General features: G+C 72.7%; 14 protein-coding genes. 6 read left to right on the top strand and 8 right to left on the bottom strand.

The window, feature by feature from the left end; all coding sequences use genetic code 11:
• Positions 1 to 7: 7 nt before the first annotated feature.
• The 4 genes from ligD (at position 8) to ACIBSW_RS00130 (ending at position 5,289) form a co-directional block, all read left to right on the top strand.
• A complete protein-coding gene (gene ligD, locus ACIBSW_RS00145; RefSeq protein WP_354723861.1) occupies positions 8 to 967 on the top strand; it encodes a non-homologous end-joining DNA ligase in 960 nt (319 codons plus the stop codon).
• Between the two features lie 90 nt (positions 968 to 1,057).
• A complete protein-coding gene (locus tag ACIBSW_RS00140; protein WP_354723863.1) occupies positions 1,058 to 2,257 on the top strand; it encodes a S8 family serine peptidase in 1,200 nt (399 codons plus the stop codon).
• Positions 2,258 to 2,305: 48 nt separating this feature from the next.
• Positions 2,306 to 3,070, top strand: a complete 765-nt coding sequence (locus ACIBSW_RS00135) for a hypothetical protein (protein WP_354723864.1) — start codon at positions 2,306 to 2,308, stop codon at positions 3,068 to 3,070.
• A gap of 131 nt (positions 3,071 to 3,201) precedes the next feature.
• Entirely contained in the window at positions 3,202 to 5,289 is a 2,088-nt protein-coding gene (locus ACIBSW_RS00130; protein ID WP_354723866.1) for an MMPL family transporter, read from the top strand.
• On the opposite strand, the gene ACIBSW_RS00125 is transcribed toward ACIBSW_RS00130, so the two are convergent.
• Entirely contained in the window at positions 5,286 to 5,972 is a 687-nt protein-coding gene (locus tag ACIBSW_RS00125) for a hypothetical protein (protein ID WP_354723868.1), read from the bottom strand. The two genes, ACIBSW_RS00130 and ACIBSW_RS00125, sit on opposite strands and share 4 nt — an antisense overlap.
• A 304-nt stretch (positions 5,973 to 6,276) precedes the next feature.
• Here ACIBSW_RS00125 and ACIBSW_RS00120 point away from each other — a divergent pair, with 304 nt between their 5' ends.
• Positions 6,277 to 7,455 (top strand): FAD-dependent oxidoreductase, encoded by a 1,179-nt coding sequence (locus ACIBSW_RS00120; RefSeq protein WP_354723870.1) that lies wholly within the window; start codon positions 6,277 to 6,279, stop codon positions 7,453 to 7,455.
• 1 nt (position 7,456) lies between these two features.
• The gene (locus ACIBSW_RS00115) at positions 7,457 to 8,353 is read left to right on the top strand and encodes an RNA polymerase sigma-70 factor (RefSeq protein WP_354723871.1); all 897 of its coding nucleotides are present in this window, start codon (positions 7,457 to 7,459) and stop codon (positions 8,351 to 8,353) included.
• Here ACIBSW_RS00115 and ACIBSW_RS00110 read toward each other — a convergent pair.
• The 7 genes from ACIBSW_RS00110 to ACIBSW_RS00080 form a co-directional block, all read right to left on the bottom strand.
• Positions 8,350 to 9,759, bottom strand: coding sequence for an IPT/TIG domain-containing protein (locus tag ACIBSW_RS00110; protein WP_354723872.1), 1,410 nt, complete (start codon positions 9,757 to 9,759; stop codon positions 8,350 to 8,352). The two genes, ACIBSW_RS00115 and ACIBSW_RS00110, sit on opposite strands and share 4 nt — an antisense overlap.
• A 57-nt stretch (positions 9,760 to 9,816) precedes the next feature.
• Positions 9,817 to 10,191, bottom strand: coding sequence for an AtzH-like domain-containing protein (locus ACIBSW_RS00105; RefSeq protein ID WP_354723874.1), 375 nt, complete (start codon positions 10,189 to 10,191; stop codon positions 9,817 to 9,819).
• A 66-nt stretch (positions 10,192 to 10,257) separates the two neighbouring features.
• Positions 10,258 to 11,859: a regulator gene (locus tag ACIBSW_RS00100; RefSeq protein WP_354723876.1), complete on the bottom strand. Its 1,602-nt coding sequence runs from the start codon at positions 11,857 to 11,859 to the stop codon at positions 10,258 to 10,260.
• Positions 11,860 to 11,868: 9 nt separating this feature from the next.
• Positions 11,869 to 12,522 (bottom strand): isochorismatase family cysteine hydrolase, encoded by a 654-nt coding sequence (locus ACIBSW_RS00095; RefSeq protein WP_354723878.1) that lies wholly within the window; start codon positions 12,520 to 12,522, stop codon positions 11,869 to 11,871.
• A 1-nt stretch (position 12,523) separates the two neighbouring features.
• Positions 12,524 to 13,216, bottom strand: coding sequence for an isochorismatase family cysteine hydrolase (locus ACIBSW_RS00090; protein ID WP_354723879.1), 693 nt, complete (start codon positions 13,214 to 13,216; stop codon positions 12,524 to 12,526).
• Positions 13,213 to 14,874: an allophanate hydrolase gene (gene atzF / locus ACIBSW_RS00085; protein ID WP_354723880.1), complete on the bottom strand. Its 1,662-nt coding sequence runs from the start codon at positions 14,872 to 14,874 to the stop codon at positions 13,213 to 13,215. Before atzF ends, ACIBSW_RS00090 begins: the two co-directional genes overlap by 4 nt.
• Before the next feature lie 54 nt (positions 14,875 to 14,928).
• A complete protein-coding gene (locus ACIBSW_RS00080) occupies positions 14,929 to 15,564 on the bottom strand; it encodes a GntR family transcriptional regulator (RefSeq protein WP_354723882.1) in 636 nt (211 codons plus the stop codon).
• Positions 15,565 to 15,566 lie beyond the last annotated feature (2 nt).

Genomic DNA, 15,566 nt, shown 5'->3' with positions numbered 1-15,566 from the left:
TGACTCCATGGCCACCAAGCCGCCCGCGATCGAGGTCGCCGCGGGGGAGCACACCGTCCGGGTCTCCAACCCGGACCGGGTGTACTTCCCGGAGCTGAAGCTGACCAAGCTCGACCTGGTCGACTACTACCTGAGCGTCGGCGACGGCATCGTCCGGGCGCTGCGCGAGCGGCCCTGCATGCTGCACCGGTTCCCCGACGGCCTGGCCGGCGACAAGGTGCACCAGAAGCGGGTGCCGCACGGCGCGCCGCCGTGGCTGCAGACGGTCCGGGTGGAGTTCCCCCGGTACGGCCGGCACGCGAACGAGCTGTGCGTGACCCAGCTCGGCGAGGTCATCTGGGCGGTGCAGATGTCGACCGTCGAGTTCCACCCGTGGAACTCGCGCCGCGCGGACACGGAGAAGCCCGACGAGTGGCGCATCGACCTGGACCCGATGCCGGAGTGCGGGTTCGACACCGTGCGCCGGGTGGCGCACGTCGCGCACGAGGTGCTCGACGAGCTCGGCATCACCGGCTATCCGAAGACCTCCGGCGGCCGCGGCCTGCACATCTACGTCCGCATAGCACCCGAGCACGGCTTCGGCGACGTCCGCCGGGCGGCGCTGGCCTTCGCCCGCGAGGTCGAGCGGCGCTCGCCCCGGGACGTGACGACGACGTGGTGGCGCAAGGACCGGGACCCCGAGGCGCTGTTCGTCGACTACAACCAGAACGCCCGCGACCACACCATCGCGAGCGCGTACTCGGTGCGGGGCAACCAGCGCGGCACGGTCTCCACGCCGATCCGCTGGGACGAGATCGACGCCGTGCGGCCGGACGACCTGACCATGCTGACCGTGCCGGCCCGCTTCGCCGAGCTGGGCGACCTGCACGCGGGCATCGACGACACCGCCTTCGATCTGGCGCCGCTGCTGGAGTGGGCGGAGCGTGACGAGCGGGCCGGGTTGGCGGGTCCCGCCGACGCGGAGTGACGTCCGGCCGCGGCCGTAAGACATTCTCAATCATCGATTGAGCTGTTAACGTCACGGCACGCAGCCAATCCGTCACGTGGGGAGACGCAGATGCGTAGCACCGCACGCTGGACAGTCGCCGTCGCCGTCGTCACCGCAGTCGGGATCCCGGGCGCCGCACAGGCGGCCGGTGCACAGCCCGCCGAACGAGCCGTCCTCGCCGCACCCGGAGCCGAGGTCGTGCCCGACAGTTACGTCGTCGTGCTCAAGCCCGACCGGGCCGCCGTCGCCGGCCAGGCCCGCACGCTCGCCGGGCGGCACAGCGCCCAGGTGCGCCAGACGTATTCGCACGCCCTGCGCGGTTTCGCGGCCACGATGAGCGCCCGGCAGGCCCGGCGGATGGCCGCCGACCCGGCGGTCGCCTACGTGCAGGCCGACGTGATCCACCGGGTGAGCGACACGCAGAACAACCCGCCTTCGTACGGGCTCGACCGCATCGATCAGCGGAACCGGCCGCTGAACTCGGCGTACACGTACTCCAACGGTGCGGCGGACGTGCACGCGTACATCATCGACACCGGCGTCCGGACCACGCACCAGGACTTCGGCCTCCGCGCGGTGAGCGGCTTCGACGCGATCGACGGCGGCACGGCGGACGACTGCCACGGCCACGGCACGCACGTCGCGGGCACCGTCGGGGGCACCGCGTACGGCGTGGCGAAGAGCGCGCGACTGGTCGCCGTACGGGTGCTGAACTGCGAGGGCAGCGGCACGACCGCGCAGGTCGTCGCCGGCATCGACTGGGTGACGGCGAACGCGGCGAAGCCGGCGGTCGCCAACATGAGCCTGGGCGGCAGCGCGGACGCGGCCCTGGACAGCGCCGTCGCCGGCTCGATCGCCTCCGGCGTGAGCTACGCGATCGCGGCGGGCAACGGCTTCCTGGGCCTGTTCGCCCTGGACGCCTGCACCCAGTCGCCGGCCCGCGTGCCGGCGGCGATCACGGTGTCGGCGGTCGACAACGCGGACCGCAAGGCCGGCTGGGCCAACCGCGGCACGTGCGTTGACGTCTTCGCCCCGGGCATCGGCATCACGTCGTCGTGGGGCACCGGCGACACCGCGACGAACACGATCAGCGGCACCTCGATGGCCGCACCGCACGTGGCCGGCGCGGCGGCCCTCTACCTGCAGACCCACCCGTCGGCGGCGCCGGCGGAGGTCCACTCGGCCATCGTCGGCAACTCGACGACCGGCGTGGTGGTCAGCCCGGGCTCCGGATCACCCAACCGCCTGCTCTACACGGGAGCCTTCTGACACGGCCGCCGGGTGGCCACCGTAGCCGCTCAGTGACAGCATGTTTCAATGCGATTCGGCCCTCGCGAGACTTCGAGCGATCCACCGTCCTGGTTCGAACCGGCTGAACCGGCGGCCCCGCCGAGGCCCGCCCTGACGGCGAGCGTCGAGCCGAGCCGGATCGCCGAGTGGGCCGCGGCCCGCTGCGACGAGATCGTCGGCGACATCCGAGGTGGACTCTGGCGGTTCACCGAGGGCGTCGCCGACGTGCTCTTCCCCGGCATCGGGCCGGCGGTCGGCAGCGCCCGGCGGGCCACCAAGTGGGGACCCACCCTGGTCGGGCTCAACGACGAGCGCGGGTCCGACGTCAAGATCGGCCTGATCGGCTCGGAGAACCTCGGGCTCTGGGCGGTACTGCGGTGCCGGCTCGGGCAGTCCGATCACGGCCCGCGCCCCGGCTGGTGTGCCGACCTGCCGCTCGGCCCGCTCGGCGCCGAGGGCATCCGCGACGGCGCCGCGGCGATCAGCGCGATCGAGGACGTCAAGCCCGCCGACGTCGCGCCCCTGCTGCTCGTCGAGCCCGCCGTCGGCGCCGACACCCGGCTGCTGCTCCGCGTCGACGTGCCCAGTCGCTCGGGTGTGGTCGCCGTCGACGCCGGCGACGGCGTCTGGCAGCGGCGGGTCTTCTTCACGCTCCTGCACCCGGCCCGCCGCGGCGCCGGCCACCACGAGACGTACCGGGTGGTCTGCCCGGTGTGCGGTCGCCGCCGGCTCGCGCAGTTCCGCGGCTTCGACGTCTGCTCGGACTGTGGCTGGTTGCACACCCAGCCCTGATTCGCCTGGCCGAACGTCCGGTATCGACCCTGAAATGCCCCTGAGATACCCCCTGCGGTCGACAATCCGCTTTCCGTGTCTCCCCGTACGGCCTAGGCTCCCGGACGTCGGGCGACCTGGGGGGACGCGAGATGGCTTGGCTGGTTTGCGGACGCTGGACGAAGTGGGCCGTGCTCGGCCTCTGGGTGGTCGTGCTCGCCGTCGCGGGCCCGCTGGCCGGGAAGCTGACCGGCGTCGAGAAGAACGACAACTCCGCCTGGCTGCCGGGTAACGCCGAGGCCACCAAGGTCTCGGAGCTGCAGAAGCGGTTCCAGCCCGACGACATCGCCCCGGCGGTGGTCGTCTACGAGCGCACCGGCGGCATCACGCCCGCCGACGTGGCGAAGGCCACCGCGGACGCCGCCGCGATGCGGCAGGTCGACGGGGTGAGCGGTGACGTCATCGGCCCGCTGCCGGCCAAGGACGGGCAGGCCCTGCAGACCGTGGTTCCGGTCAAGGTCGACGCCGAGGGCTGGGAGAAGATCGTCGACGTCGTCGACGACCTGCGGGCCGCGACGGGCACGCCGCCCGCGGGGATGAACGTCCAGTTCGCCGGCCCCGCGGCCAACGCCGCCGACAGCGCCGAGGCGTTCGAGGGCATCGACGGCACGCTGCTGTACACCACACTCGTGATCGTCGCGGTCATCCTGCTGATCACGTATCGCAGCCCCGTGCTCTGGCTGTTGCCGATCATCAGCGCCGGCGTCGCGCTCACCACCGCACAGGCCGTCATCTACCTGCTGGCCAAGCACGCCGGGCTGGTGGTCAACGCGCAGAGCGCCGGCATCCTGACGGTGCTCGTCTTCGGCGCGGGCACCGACTACGCCCTGCTGCTCGTCGCCCGCTACCGCGAGGAGTTGCGCCGGCACGACGACCGCCACGAGGCGATGGCGCTCGCCCTGCACCGGGCCGGCCCCGCCATCATCGCCAGCGCCGCGACGGTAGCGGTCGGCATGTCCTGCCTGACGCTGGCCGAGGTGAACGCGACCAGCGGCCTCGGCCCGGTCGCCGCGATCGGCGTCGTCGTCGGCCTGCTCGCCATGATCACCCTGCTGCCCGCGATGCTGGTCATCTTCGGCCGCTGGCTCTTCTGGCCGGTACGCCCCAAGCCCGGCTCGGTCGAGCCGACCGCCAACGGCGTCTACGCCCGCCTCGGCGACCGCATCGCCCGCCGGCCGCGGGCCGTCTGGATCGGCACCGCGGCCGCGCTCGGCGTCATGTCCCTCGGCCTGTTCCAGCTGGACGCCAACGGCCTCGCGCAGGCCGACCAGTTCACCAGCAAGCCGTCGGCGGTGGTCGGCGAGGAGACGCTCGCCCGGCACTTCCCGGCCGGGCAGGGCCAGCCGATCGTGGTGATCGGCGAGGCCGCGTCGGCGCCGGCGATCCGGTCGGCGGTCGCCGCGACGCCGGGCATCAGCGAGGCCGGCGAGCCCGTGATCAAGGGCGACCTGGCGCTGATCGAGGGCATTCTCACCGCCGCACCGGACAGCGACGAGGCGATGGACACCGTCGAACGGGTCCGCGAGGCGGTGCATCCGGTCGGCGACGCGCAGGTCGGCGGCCTGACCGCGATGACCCTGGACATCCACAACGCCAACGACCGCGACAACCGGCTGATCATTCCGCTGGTCCTGCTCGTCGTGCTGGTGATCCTGGGCGTGCTGCTGCGCGCGATCGTCGCGCCGATCGTGCTGATCGCCACCGTCGTGCTGTCCTTCGCCGCGGCCCTCGGCGTCAGCGCGCTGGCCTTCCGGCATCTCTTCGGCTTCGCCGGCGAGGACAGCGCGTTCCCGCTCTTCGTCTTCGTCTTCCTGGTCGCCCTCGGCATCGACTACAACATCTTCCTGATGACCCGGGTACGCGAGGAGGCGCACCAGCACGGCACCCGGCGCGGCGCCCTGATCGGCCTGGCGGCGACCGGCGGTGTGATCACCTCCGCGGGCCTGGTGCTGGCCGGGACGTTCGCGGCGCTCGGCAGCCTGCCGCTGGTGGCGTTCGCGGAGATCGGCTTCGCGGTCGCGTTCGGCGTCCTGCTCGACACCCTGGTCGTGCGCTCGGTGCTGGTGACGGCGCTGAACCTGGACCTGGGCCGGTGGATGTGGTGGCCGAGCAAGCTGACGAAGGTCCGGGACGAGCCGACCCCGGCCGAGCCCGACCGCGACCTCGAGACGGTCGCCTAACCGATCCGGTTGAGAGTGGTGCGAACCAGCTTCTGCCAGTCGCCGGAGAACTGGGGGTTGGCGCTCGCGTCGGACCGGCCGAGGCGGTAGATCGCGTACTGCTCGACCAGCACGACGTTGTCCCGGGCCAGTGCCGTCACGGCGATGTCGGCGGTGGCCGGGTGCGCCTTGTCGTACTGCTTGTTGCGGGCGGTGACGAAGCCGATCCAGGCGCCCTCCTCCAGCGGCGTCGTCGAGGCCGTCTCCGTGTACGCGGGCTCCTCCCGGTCGCCGGTCTTCGCGGGCCGCGAGACGCTCGGCGCGCAGGCGTCGGCGACGGTGCGCAGCGAGGCGAGGGCGGTGGCGGCGGAGATGGCGTCCTCGTAGACCAGGGCGTGCTGGGTGAGGCTCTGCACACCCTCCTTGCCCTCGTCGGACAGCGGCGCCGACACGATCGCCGGGTTGCCCGGCACGGCCACCGGCGGGGTGTCCGCGCCGCAGATGCTGACCAGCTGGTTCGGCGTCGCGGACTCGCCCGGCGCCGTCCAGGTCGGGCCGATGTCGGCGGCCTTGAGCAGAGCGTTCCGCATGGTGTCCACGCTGATGTTGCCGCCGTCGGGCGGATCGTCCGACGAACACCCGGCGAAAGCGGCGACGGCGCACGCGGCGACGGCGACCCGGAAGACCCTGCCGATCACAAGCATCCGGCCATGATGGCAGACGCCCGGCGCTCACGCGCCGTCACCGGTGCTGCGTATTCGGACCGCTACCGAGCGCGTTCGAACGCGGGCCGGAATCGACCGTGATCCCGGCCCGCGGGTGCCGCCCGCCCCGCCGGGGGCGGGCGGCGGGGACGCGTCCCCCTCGTGCGCGTCCAGGAAACAGACCATTGGGCGGCGCACGCTGATACCCCGCGGCGGCGGAGGTGAGGTGATCCGGCTCACTGGTGTCACAACGGCGCGGCCCGGGGTGTCTTGAGCCGAACCGATGCGAACGAGGAGAGACACCATGAGCGCGAACATCGAGGTAGTGGTTATCGGCGGCGGGTATGCCGGCGTGCTGGCGGCCAATCGCCTCACGCAGCGCGACGACGTGACGGTGACGCTGATCAACCCGCGGCCGGTCTTCGTCGAGCGGGTTCGCCTGCACCAGCTGCTGGGCGGATCCGACGACGCGGTCGTCGACTACCGGGAGGTCCTCGCCGGGGGCGTCCGGCTGGTGGTCGACACCGTGACCCGGATCGACGCCGCCGAGCGCCGGGTGACGCTGGCGACCGGCGGGGCGGCCGGCTACGACTACCTGGTCTACGCGGTGGGCAGCGGCAGTGCCGACCCCGGCGTGCCCGGCGGGGCCGAGTTCGCCCATCCGATCGCCGGGCTCGAGGAGGCGCAGCGGCTACGGTCGGTCCTCGGCGCCGCGCCCGCGACGGCGCCGGTGACGGTCGTCGGCGGCGGCCCGCTCGGCATCGAGACCGCCGCCGAGCTGGCGGAGCAGGGCCGCGCCGTGACTTTGGTCTGCGGCGGGGTGCTCGGCCCGTACCTGCATCCGCGAGGACGGCGCTCGGTCGCCAGGTCGCTGTCCCGGCTCGGTGTCGCCGTGCTCGACGGCCCCGGCTCGCGGGCGGCGGCGGTGACGCGCGACGCCGTACGGCTCGCCGACGGCCGCGAGCTGCCGAGCGCGGTGACGATCTGGGCCGCCGGCTTCGGCGTGCCGGACCTGGCCGCCCGCAGCGGGCTGCGCACCGACGCCGTCGGGCGGCTGCTCACCGACGAGACGCTGACCAGCGTGGGCGACGAGCGCATCGTCGCGACCGGCGACTCGGCCGCACCCTCGGGCCTGCCGCTGCGGATGAGCTGTCAGGCCGCGCTTCCGCTCGGCTCGCACGCCGCCGACACGGTGCTGAGCCGGATCGCGGGCGAACGACCCGCGGACTTCAGCCGGGGGATCGCCGCCATGTGTGTCAGCCTTGGTCGCCGGGCCGGCGTGTTCCAGGTCGCACACCGCAACGACATCGCGATGCGGCTGCACGTCAGCGGATGGCTCGGCGCGAGGCTGAAGGAGGCCGCGTGCAAGAGCCCGGTGAAGCAGCTCGCGGACGAGGCGCACAGGCCCGGCTCGCACACCTGGCCGGTCCGGGACGCCAAGCGCCAGGAGCTGCTGCGTGCCGCCGCCGATCGGACGGCCTGACGTGAGCGACCCGGCCACCGACCCGGCGACCGGCGCGTTCGTCGCACACCGCAACCTGCTCTTCACGGTCGCGTACGAGATGCTCGGGTCGGCGGCAGACGCGGAGGACGTCCTGCAGGAGACCTGGCTGCGGTGGGTGAAGGTGGACCTGGCGCAGGTGCGCGATCAGCGCGCCTACCTGGTCCGGGTCACCACCCGGCAGGCGCTGAACCGGCTGCGCGCGGTGAAGAGCCGCCGGGAGTCGTACGTCGGCCCGTGGCTGCCCGAGCCGCTGCTCACCGCGCCGGACGTGGCCGAGGACGTCGAGCTCGCCGAGAGCGTGTCGATGGCGCTGATGCTCGTGCTCGAGACGCTGTCGCCGACCGAGCGCGCGGTGTTCGTGCTGCGCGAGGCGTTCGACGTCGGCTACGACGAGATCGCCGCGGCGGTCGACAAGAGCCCGGCGGCCGTGCGCCAGATCGCGCACCGGGCCCGCCGGCACGTCGAGGCCCGCCGCCCGCGCGCCGCGGTCTCCGCGGACGAGACCCGGGCGGCCATGGAGTCGTTCCGCGGCGCGGTGGAGACCGGTGACCTGAAGGGCCTGGTCGAGGTGCTCGCCCCCGGCGTGGTGCTGATCGGCGACGGCGGCGGCGTCAAGCAGGCCGCGCTGCGGCCGGTCACCGGCGCCGACAGGGTGAGCCGCCTGCTCCTCGGCGGCCTCGCCAAGGTGACGGCGACGATCACCACCGAGCCCCGCGTGGTCAACGGCAACCCGGCGCTGCTCCTGCGCCTGGACGGGGAGATCGACGGCATCCTCGCGGTCCGCGTCGAGGACGCCCGCATCGCGGGCCTCTACTACGTACGCAACCCGGCGAAGCTGACCCGCGTGGAGTCGGAGACCGCGCTCGCCCGGCGCTAGGGTCGCCGCGCGACGAAGGCGAAGGCCGCCGCCGCGCTCCTGCCGCCGGCGGCGGTCACCACGACGGGCGCCGAGCCGGCCCGGGTCCGCGCCTTCAGGGTCATCCTGATCTCGGTGTCCGATACCCGCATGAAGGTGGTCGCCACGCCGCCGACCGTGACCCGGGTGGCGCCGGTGAACCCGCTTCCGGTGATCCGCACGGGCGTGGCGGTCCGCAGGGCGGCCTTGGTGACGCTCAGCCGCCTGATCACCGGAACCGGTGCGCGGTAGGTGAACCGCGAGGACGCGCCGGGCGCCGTGACGCCGCCCGGCGTGGTCAGCCGGATGTCCACCGCGCCGGCCTTGTGCACCGGCAGGGTCACCCTGACCTGGGTGGCCGAGACCTTCGTGTACGCGACGCCGACCCCGCCGACGGTCAGCCGGGTGGAGTCGGTGAAGTTCACGCCGGTCACCACGACCGCGGTCCGCGCGTTGGCGAACCCGCGGTTCGGCGTGATCGAGGTGATCGCGGGGGCCGGGGGCGCCGCCACCCGGGCCGGGGTGGCGATGCCGTCGACCGCGTACGCGCTGCTGGCGGCCTTGTTGATGAACGCCCAGGAGAGCTTCGCGTCGCCGCCGTTGCCCCAGTGGGTGCCCCACGAGTTGCGGATGGTCACGCCCTGCTCGTCGTAGCCGTACGCGGCGATCATGTGCCCGCCGAGGCTCGAGCCGGTCAGCGTGTCGTAGAGGCTGTGGCCGCGCAGGTACATGAAGTCCTCGTAGACCGGCATGGAGAGGGCCACCGGGCGGCCGGACGCCAGCGTCTGCTTGATCAGCGTCTGCGCGGGGCTGCCCTGGTTGCCGCCGACGAACAGCCGGCTCCAGCCGTTCACCCGGTAGTCACGGGCGTTGTCGATCTCCTCCTGGGTCGGCGGCGACTGCCAGTTGGTGGTGCCCTGCCAGTAGTGCTCCTGGGTGTCGACGCCCGCGGTCTGCGCGCTGGTCAGCACGGCGTCGGGGTTGAGCCCGGCGGTCGGCGCGCCGTTCCTGGCGACGTTGCGCATGTAGAGGAAGAGCGGGGCGTACGGCGCGCCGGTGCCGCCGGCGCGGTTCGCGTAGTAGCCCATGATGCTGTAGCCGACGGTCCAGGCGACGCAGGAGCCGATCTGCCCCTGGTCGCCGACGGGCGGGGCGTACTTGCGCAGGTCGACGGCCTCGGGCAGCACCTCGAACGCGGACGCGTCGCCGAGCCTGGTCTTCGCGGAGGTCAGGACCGGGCTGGGCAGGTAGCCGCCGACGGCGTGCGGAGGCGCACCGGGCGTCGAGGGCGCGGCGGCCACCGCCGGGGCGACGGCGGGCAACCCGGCGGCGACGGCCGTGGCCAGGGCAAACCAAACCCGGGTCAGGGCTTTCGACGTCAGGCGCATCCATGGTCCTTCCGAGGGGACGGCACGTGGCCATCCCCATCGGCAGGGCCCGACGGGTCATGAGGTCAATTCATGGCTGACGTGCGCGGTGACGATGCGCCAGCCCTGCGGTAGGCGTACCCAGGTCTGTGACTGGCGGCCGAGGGCGTCGGTGCCCGGATAGCCGAAAAGCGTGGTTACGACCGCTACGTCCGCGCCGTACGCGGTGATGATCGTCTCCTTGAGCCGGCGGCCCGGCGGCAGTGGCGGCTGCGCGCGCCGCCAGGTGGCCTGCTCGGGCAGGCCGGTCTGGCGGTCCGCGACGCCGAAGCGCACCGCGCCGGCGGCGAAGAAGCCGACAATGCGCTCGACCTCGTTGGCCACGAGGGCGTCCTCGTAGTCGGCGAACGCGGCGGCGACCTCGGACACGACGTCGGGCCGGTTGATCTCCATGGCGCCTCCTGGCGGGGCTCGGCGGCCCGGCACGTGACGCGCCGGGCCGCCGGGTGGACGGGTGGATCAGACCGCGCTGGTCTCCTTGCTGGGTTCGGGCACGCCCTCCTCGGTGTGGTTGCCGCCGGCGTGCAGGCGCTCCAGCTCGAGCTCGTCGGCGTCCGGCTGCCGGGGCTCCGGCCTGGTCAGCGCGAACAGCACGCAGACCACGGTCAGCAGCAGGTAGCCGAGGCTGACCGGGCCGTCGGCGTTGAACTGCACCTTCTCCGCGTGGATCAGGCCGACGAAGGTCAGCACCGCGCCGGTGCCGGAGAAGATCGCCGCGTGCCAGAAGCGCTTGTCGATGATGAAGGCGACGATCGCGCCCAGGACCAGGCCGGCCAGGATCGCGCCCTCGCCGAGCGTCTTCAGCCCGTCGTAGACGACGCCCGCGCCGGCCAGGGTGCTGATGCCCACCTCGGCGGCCGAGGTACCCGCCGCCGCGAGGACGTTGTCCATCTGGCCGGTCGCCCAGCTCGCGATGTTCGGGATGAGGGCGGCGACCACGGCCGCGGCGTGCGCCCTCGGGGTGGCCTGGAACGCCTGCGCGCCGATGAGCAGGCCGATGTAGAGCAGGATCGGGACGATCGCCGCGGTCGGGAAGAGCGTGCCCAGCAGCCCGAACATCCCGAAGAAGCAGAGCAGGGCGATGACGACGCCGGTGGCCATCGAGTACCCCGTGCGGCCGCCCGCCGCCTTCCAGCCCGGGTGGCCGACGTACACGGCCGGCGGGAACGGCGAGCCGAGCATCGAGCCGACGACCGCGCCGCCGCCGTCGGCCAGCAGCACGCTGCGCAGGTTGTAGCGGTCGCCCGCGCTGGCCGCGCTCTCCACATTGGTCATCGCCTCGGTGAAGTTGTAGACGCCGAGGGGGATCGCCGTCGCCAGCAGCGGTGCCATGTCGCGCAGGCCGTCGAGGAGCAGGTCGACCTTCAGGTGCGGGAAGGCGAACGCGATGTCCTTGGCGGCCGCCGTCACGTCCGGCACGGACATGGCGCCGCCGATCCAGCCGATCGCGCTGCCGACCAGCAGGGCGACCAGGCCGATCGGGAGGTTGAAGGGAAGCTTGACGTCGGTGAGCAGGCCGACCAGCAGCAGGCCGAAGACCGGCAGGGCGATCCAGGCGGCGCTCCACATCGTCCCGGCCGGGTTCATCGAGATGAACGTGATGGAGATGCCGGCGAGCGTGCCGAGCAGGGCGGCGCGGGGCGTGTATTTACGGATGTACGGCCCGACGAACGCCCCGATCAGCACGATGACGCCGATGATGAACGCCCAGGCGATGCCGGCCGTCCAGGCCTGGATCGGGTCCTTGGTCCGCAGGTAGATCGGCAGCATGATGACGAAGATGACGATGAACATGTGCGGGACGCTCGGCCCGTACGGCATCGCCGTGACGTCGGCGCGGTTCTCCTTGGCGGCCAGCCGGCGCGCCAGGTAGGTGTAGTACATGTTGCCGAGCACCAGGGCGATGCCCAGCGCCGGCAGGATGACGCCGAAGACGTTCGCCGGGTCCATCCCGACGACGCCGATGCAGAGGCCGGTCAGGGTCAGCACGTTGACGAGGACGTTGACGCCGAAGCCGAAGAACGCGTTCGTGTCGCCGCGTACCCAGTAGGGAAGTTTCATGGCTCGCTCCTAGAGACGCACGGAGGTGGAATCGGCGACCCAGCCGAAGATGCCGCCCTGTGCGGCGATCATCTGCAGGCCGACCCGCTGGAACTCGGGGAAGTAGGAGCCGACGCAGTCGGCGAGCACGAGGCACTCGTAGCCGCGGTCGTTGGCCTCGCGCACCGTGGTGTGCACGCACACCTCGGTCGTCACGCCCGCCACGAGCAGGCTGCGGATGCCGCCCTTGTCGAGCAGTTCCTGAAGTTCGGTGGCGTAGAAGGCGCCCTTGCCGGGCTTGTCGACGACGGCCTCGCCGGGGATCGGCCGCAGCTCGTCGATGATGTCGTGGCCGTACTCGCCGCGGATGAGGATGCGGCCGAAGGCGCCGGGATCGCCGATGCGCTTGCTGGGCGCGCCGCGTTCGAGCTTGGCGGGCGGGCAGTCGGTCAGGTCGGGCAGGTGGCCCTCCCTGGTATGGATGATCGGCAGGCCGGCGGCCCGCCAGGTGGTCATGAAGGCCGCGAGCGGTGCGATCGTGCGGCGCAGCTGGGAGACGTCGTTGCCGAGGCTCTCGCCGAAGCCGCCGGGCTCGAGGAAGTCGCGCTGCATGTCGATGACCAGCAGCGCGGTGCTCTCCGGTGCGAACGTGAAGGGTGCGGGCTGTGCCTCGACGGTCGGCATCTCAGGCCTCCGTCGCGGCGATGACGTCGTCCGAGGTGGACACGCAGCCGAACACGCCGCCCTGCATGGTGACCATGTGCAGCGCGGCGGCGTGGTTCGACGCCTCGGTGGCGCCGGTGCAGTCGGAGAGGATCAGGCATTCGTAGCCGCGGTCGTTGGCCTCCCGCATGGTCGTGTGCACGCAGACATCGGTGGTGATCCCGGTCAGGATCAAATGCGTGATTCCCCGGGTACGCAGGACGAGGTCGAGATTCGTCGCGTAGAAGGCGCCCTTGCCGGGCTTGTCGACGATCACCTCGCCGGCCACCGGTGCCACCTCGGGCACGATCTCCCAGCCCGGCTCGCCCTTGACCAGGATGCGGCCGCACGGTCCCGGCGCGCCGATCTCGGCGCCGACCTGCGCCGAGCGCCACCGCTTGTTGGCCGGCAGGTCGGACAGGTCGGGGTCGTGGCCCTCGCGGGTGTGCACGACGAGCATGCCGAGGCCGCGGGCGTGTGCGAGCAGCCGCGCGGTGGCCGGCAGGCCGGCCCGGGTGAGCGCGATGTCGTAGCCCATCGACTCGACGTAGCCGCCGGGGCCGCAGAAGTCGGTCTGCCAGTCGATGCAGATCAAGGCGGTGCGCTCGACTGGAACCGAGCCGTCGTAGGGCCAAAGATAGGGGGAGGCCTTGACCGGGCCGATGGTGACGGTCATGTGTCCTGCCTTTCCGATGCGGAACGGTGTGCCCGCCAGCCGCCGCCGGCGGTGATGTCCTGTGCCGTGGCGACCGCGTAGGCCTCGCAGAGGAAGCCGGTCACCTCGGTGCCGTCGGCCAGCACGATCCGGCCGAGCGACAGGGGTGCGGGAATGCCGGCGAGCAGGCTGCCGACGGCCGCGGTCGGCAGCTGCCACAGCTCGATGTCGATGGCGGCGCCCGTGTCGTCGCGGACCAGGCCCGGCGCGCCGGAGGGCAGGGCGTAGAGCCGGTAGCAGGGCGCCGTGCGGGCCGCGCCGATCAACGTCGCCCGGCGGTCGGTCAGCTCGGCGTTGCGCGGCTCCCCGCTCAGGTGCAGCCCGACGACGGCGAGTGTCATGAGGTCCTGCGTCCCGCCCAGCTCCTCGGCGAGCAGGGCGAGGGTGTCGTCGCTGAAGGCCGGGCCGAACAGCGTCAGGCTGGCGGGCCGGCCGTCGGCGGTGAACCCGTTCGGCACGGTCACCGCGGCCAGGTCGAGCAGGTTCGCGAACTGCGTGTACCGGCCCAGGTTCAGGTTGCGCCCGATGGGGTCGGCGGCGATCTCGGCGTGCGTGTACGTCGTCGCGACGGTCGGCAGGACCAGCACGTCGACGGTCTCGAAGAGCCGGTCGGTCCAGGCCTTCAGCTCCCGCAGCCGGTGCAGGCCGCGCCAGGCGTCGGCGGCGGTGAACCGCAGCCCGGTCTCGAGCACCTGCCGCGTCACCGGCAGCACCGAGTCCGGATGCCCGCTCAGAAAGTCGCCGAGGTCGGCCAGCCGCTCGGCCACCCACGGGCCCCGGTAGAGCAGGTCGCCCGCCTCGAGCAGCGGCTCGATGCCGACGGCCCGGACGGCGCCGCCGAACCGGTCGAGCCCGGCGGCGAACGCCTTCTCCTGGCCGGCGTCGCCGAGGAAGTCGAGGCCGCGGCCCGCGCCGATGCGCAGCTCGGCCGGGCTCCGCAGCGGGCGTGAGCCGGTCCGGCCCCACGCGTCGCCGGCGGCCAGGCCCCGCGCCACCCGCAGGACGGCCGCGGCCCGGGCCGCGTCCGGCGCGAAGATCGACACGCAGTCGAGCGAGCGGCAGGCCGGCACGACCCCCGCGGTGCTGAGCAGGCCACGGGTCGGCTTGACACCGACGATCCCGTTGAGTCCCGCGGGCACCCGTCCGGAGCCCGCGGTGTCGGTGCCGAGGGAGAAGTCGACCAGCCCGGCGGCGACCGCGACGGCCGAGCCGGAGCTGGAGCCACCGGAGATCAGGCCACCGCCGAAGACGCTCTCCGGCGTCCCGTACGGCGACCGGGCGCCGGTCAGCCCGGTGGCGAACTGGTCCATGTTGGTCTTGCCGACCAGCAGCGCCCCGGCGTCGAGCAGGCGCCGTACGACGGGCGCGGTCCGCTCCGGAACGTACGCGAAGTCCGGGCAGGCCGCGGTGGTCGGCACCCCGGCGACGTCGATGTTGTCCTTGACGGCGAAGGTGAGTCCGGCCAGGGGCAGACCGTCCGGAACGGCGGCGGCCCGGTCCCGCAGTTCCGCCTCGGTGACGGTGCTGATCCAGACTCCGTCGTCGCCGCGGTCGCGGATGCGCTGGAAGACTTCCTTCATTCTGTCGATTGTCGACCGTTCTGTTTCGGCCGAGTCCACGCCAGGTAACGGACTGATGTCGCGAAGTGATCTAGGTCCTGGGCGGACCGGAACCTACGGCAGGTAGGTCCGTGCTCCGTGCGCATTCAATGCGGAGACGATGGCCTCCGCGCCGCCCTCGGCGACCGCCGCGAACAGGCGCTCGTGCCGGTGCACGCCGTCGGACGGCTCGGCGACCTCGGCCTCGCGGCGCAGGTTGACCGCCATGTAGAGCTGGAGCCGGACCAGCACCGACTCGTACAGCGCGGACAGCTGGCGGTTGCCGCCGAGCGCGACCACCGCGACGTGGAAGTGCCGGTGCGCGTCCGCGATCGCCAGCCGGTCGCCCGCCTCGGTCGCCTTGCGCATCACCTCGAGCGCGGCCCGCAGCGCGGAGAGGTCCGCGCCCGGCGGGATGCCCGCGACGGCGTGCCGCTCCAGGACGTCGCGGACCTCGTAGAGCTCGCGGACGTCGTCGTCGGAGAGTGTGGCGACCCGGACGCCCCGCCGCGGGATGTGCTCGACGAGCCCCTGCTGGGCCAGCAGCCGCAGCGCCTCGCGCAGCGGCGCCCGGCTGATGCCGAGCCGGCGGGTCAGCTGCTCCTCGACGAGCCGCTCGCCGGGATCGGTGCGGCCGCTGAGGATCTCGCGGCTGAGCCGGTCGACGGCGAGGTCGACGAGGCTGTGACTCTCCAGCTCCTCGTCGCCCACGC

The organism is Actinoplanes sp. NPDC049668, from assembly GCF_044465445.1.
Classification (GTDB): domain Bacteria; phylum Actinomycetota; class Actinomycetes; order Mycobacteriales; family Micromonosporaceae; genus Actinoplanes.
This window is presented reverse-complemented; position numbering and strand designations above follow the sequence as displayed.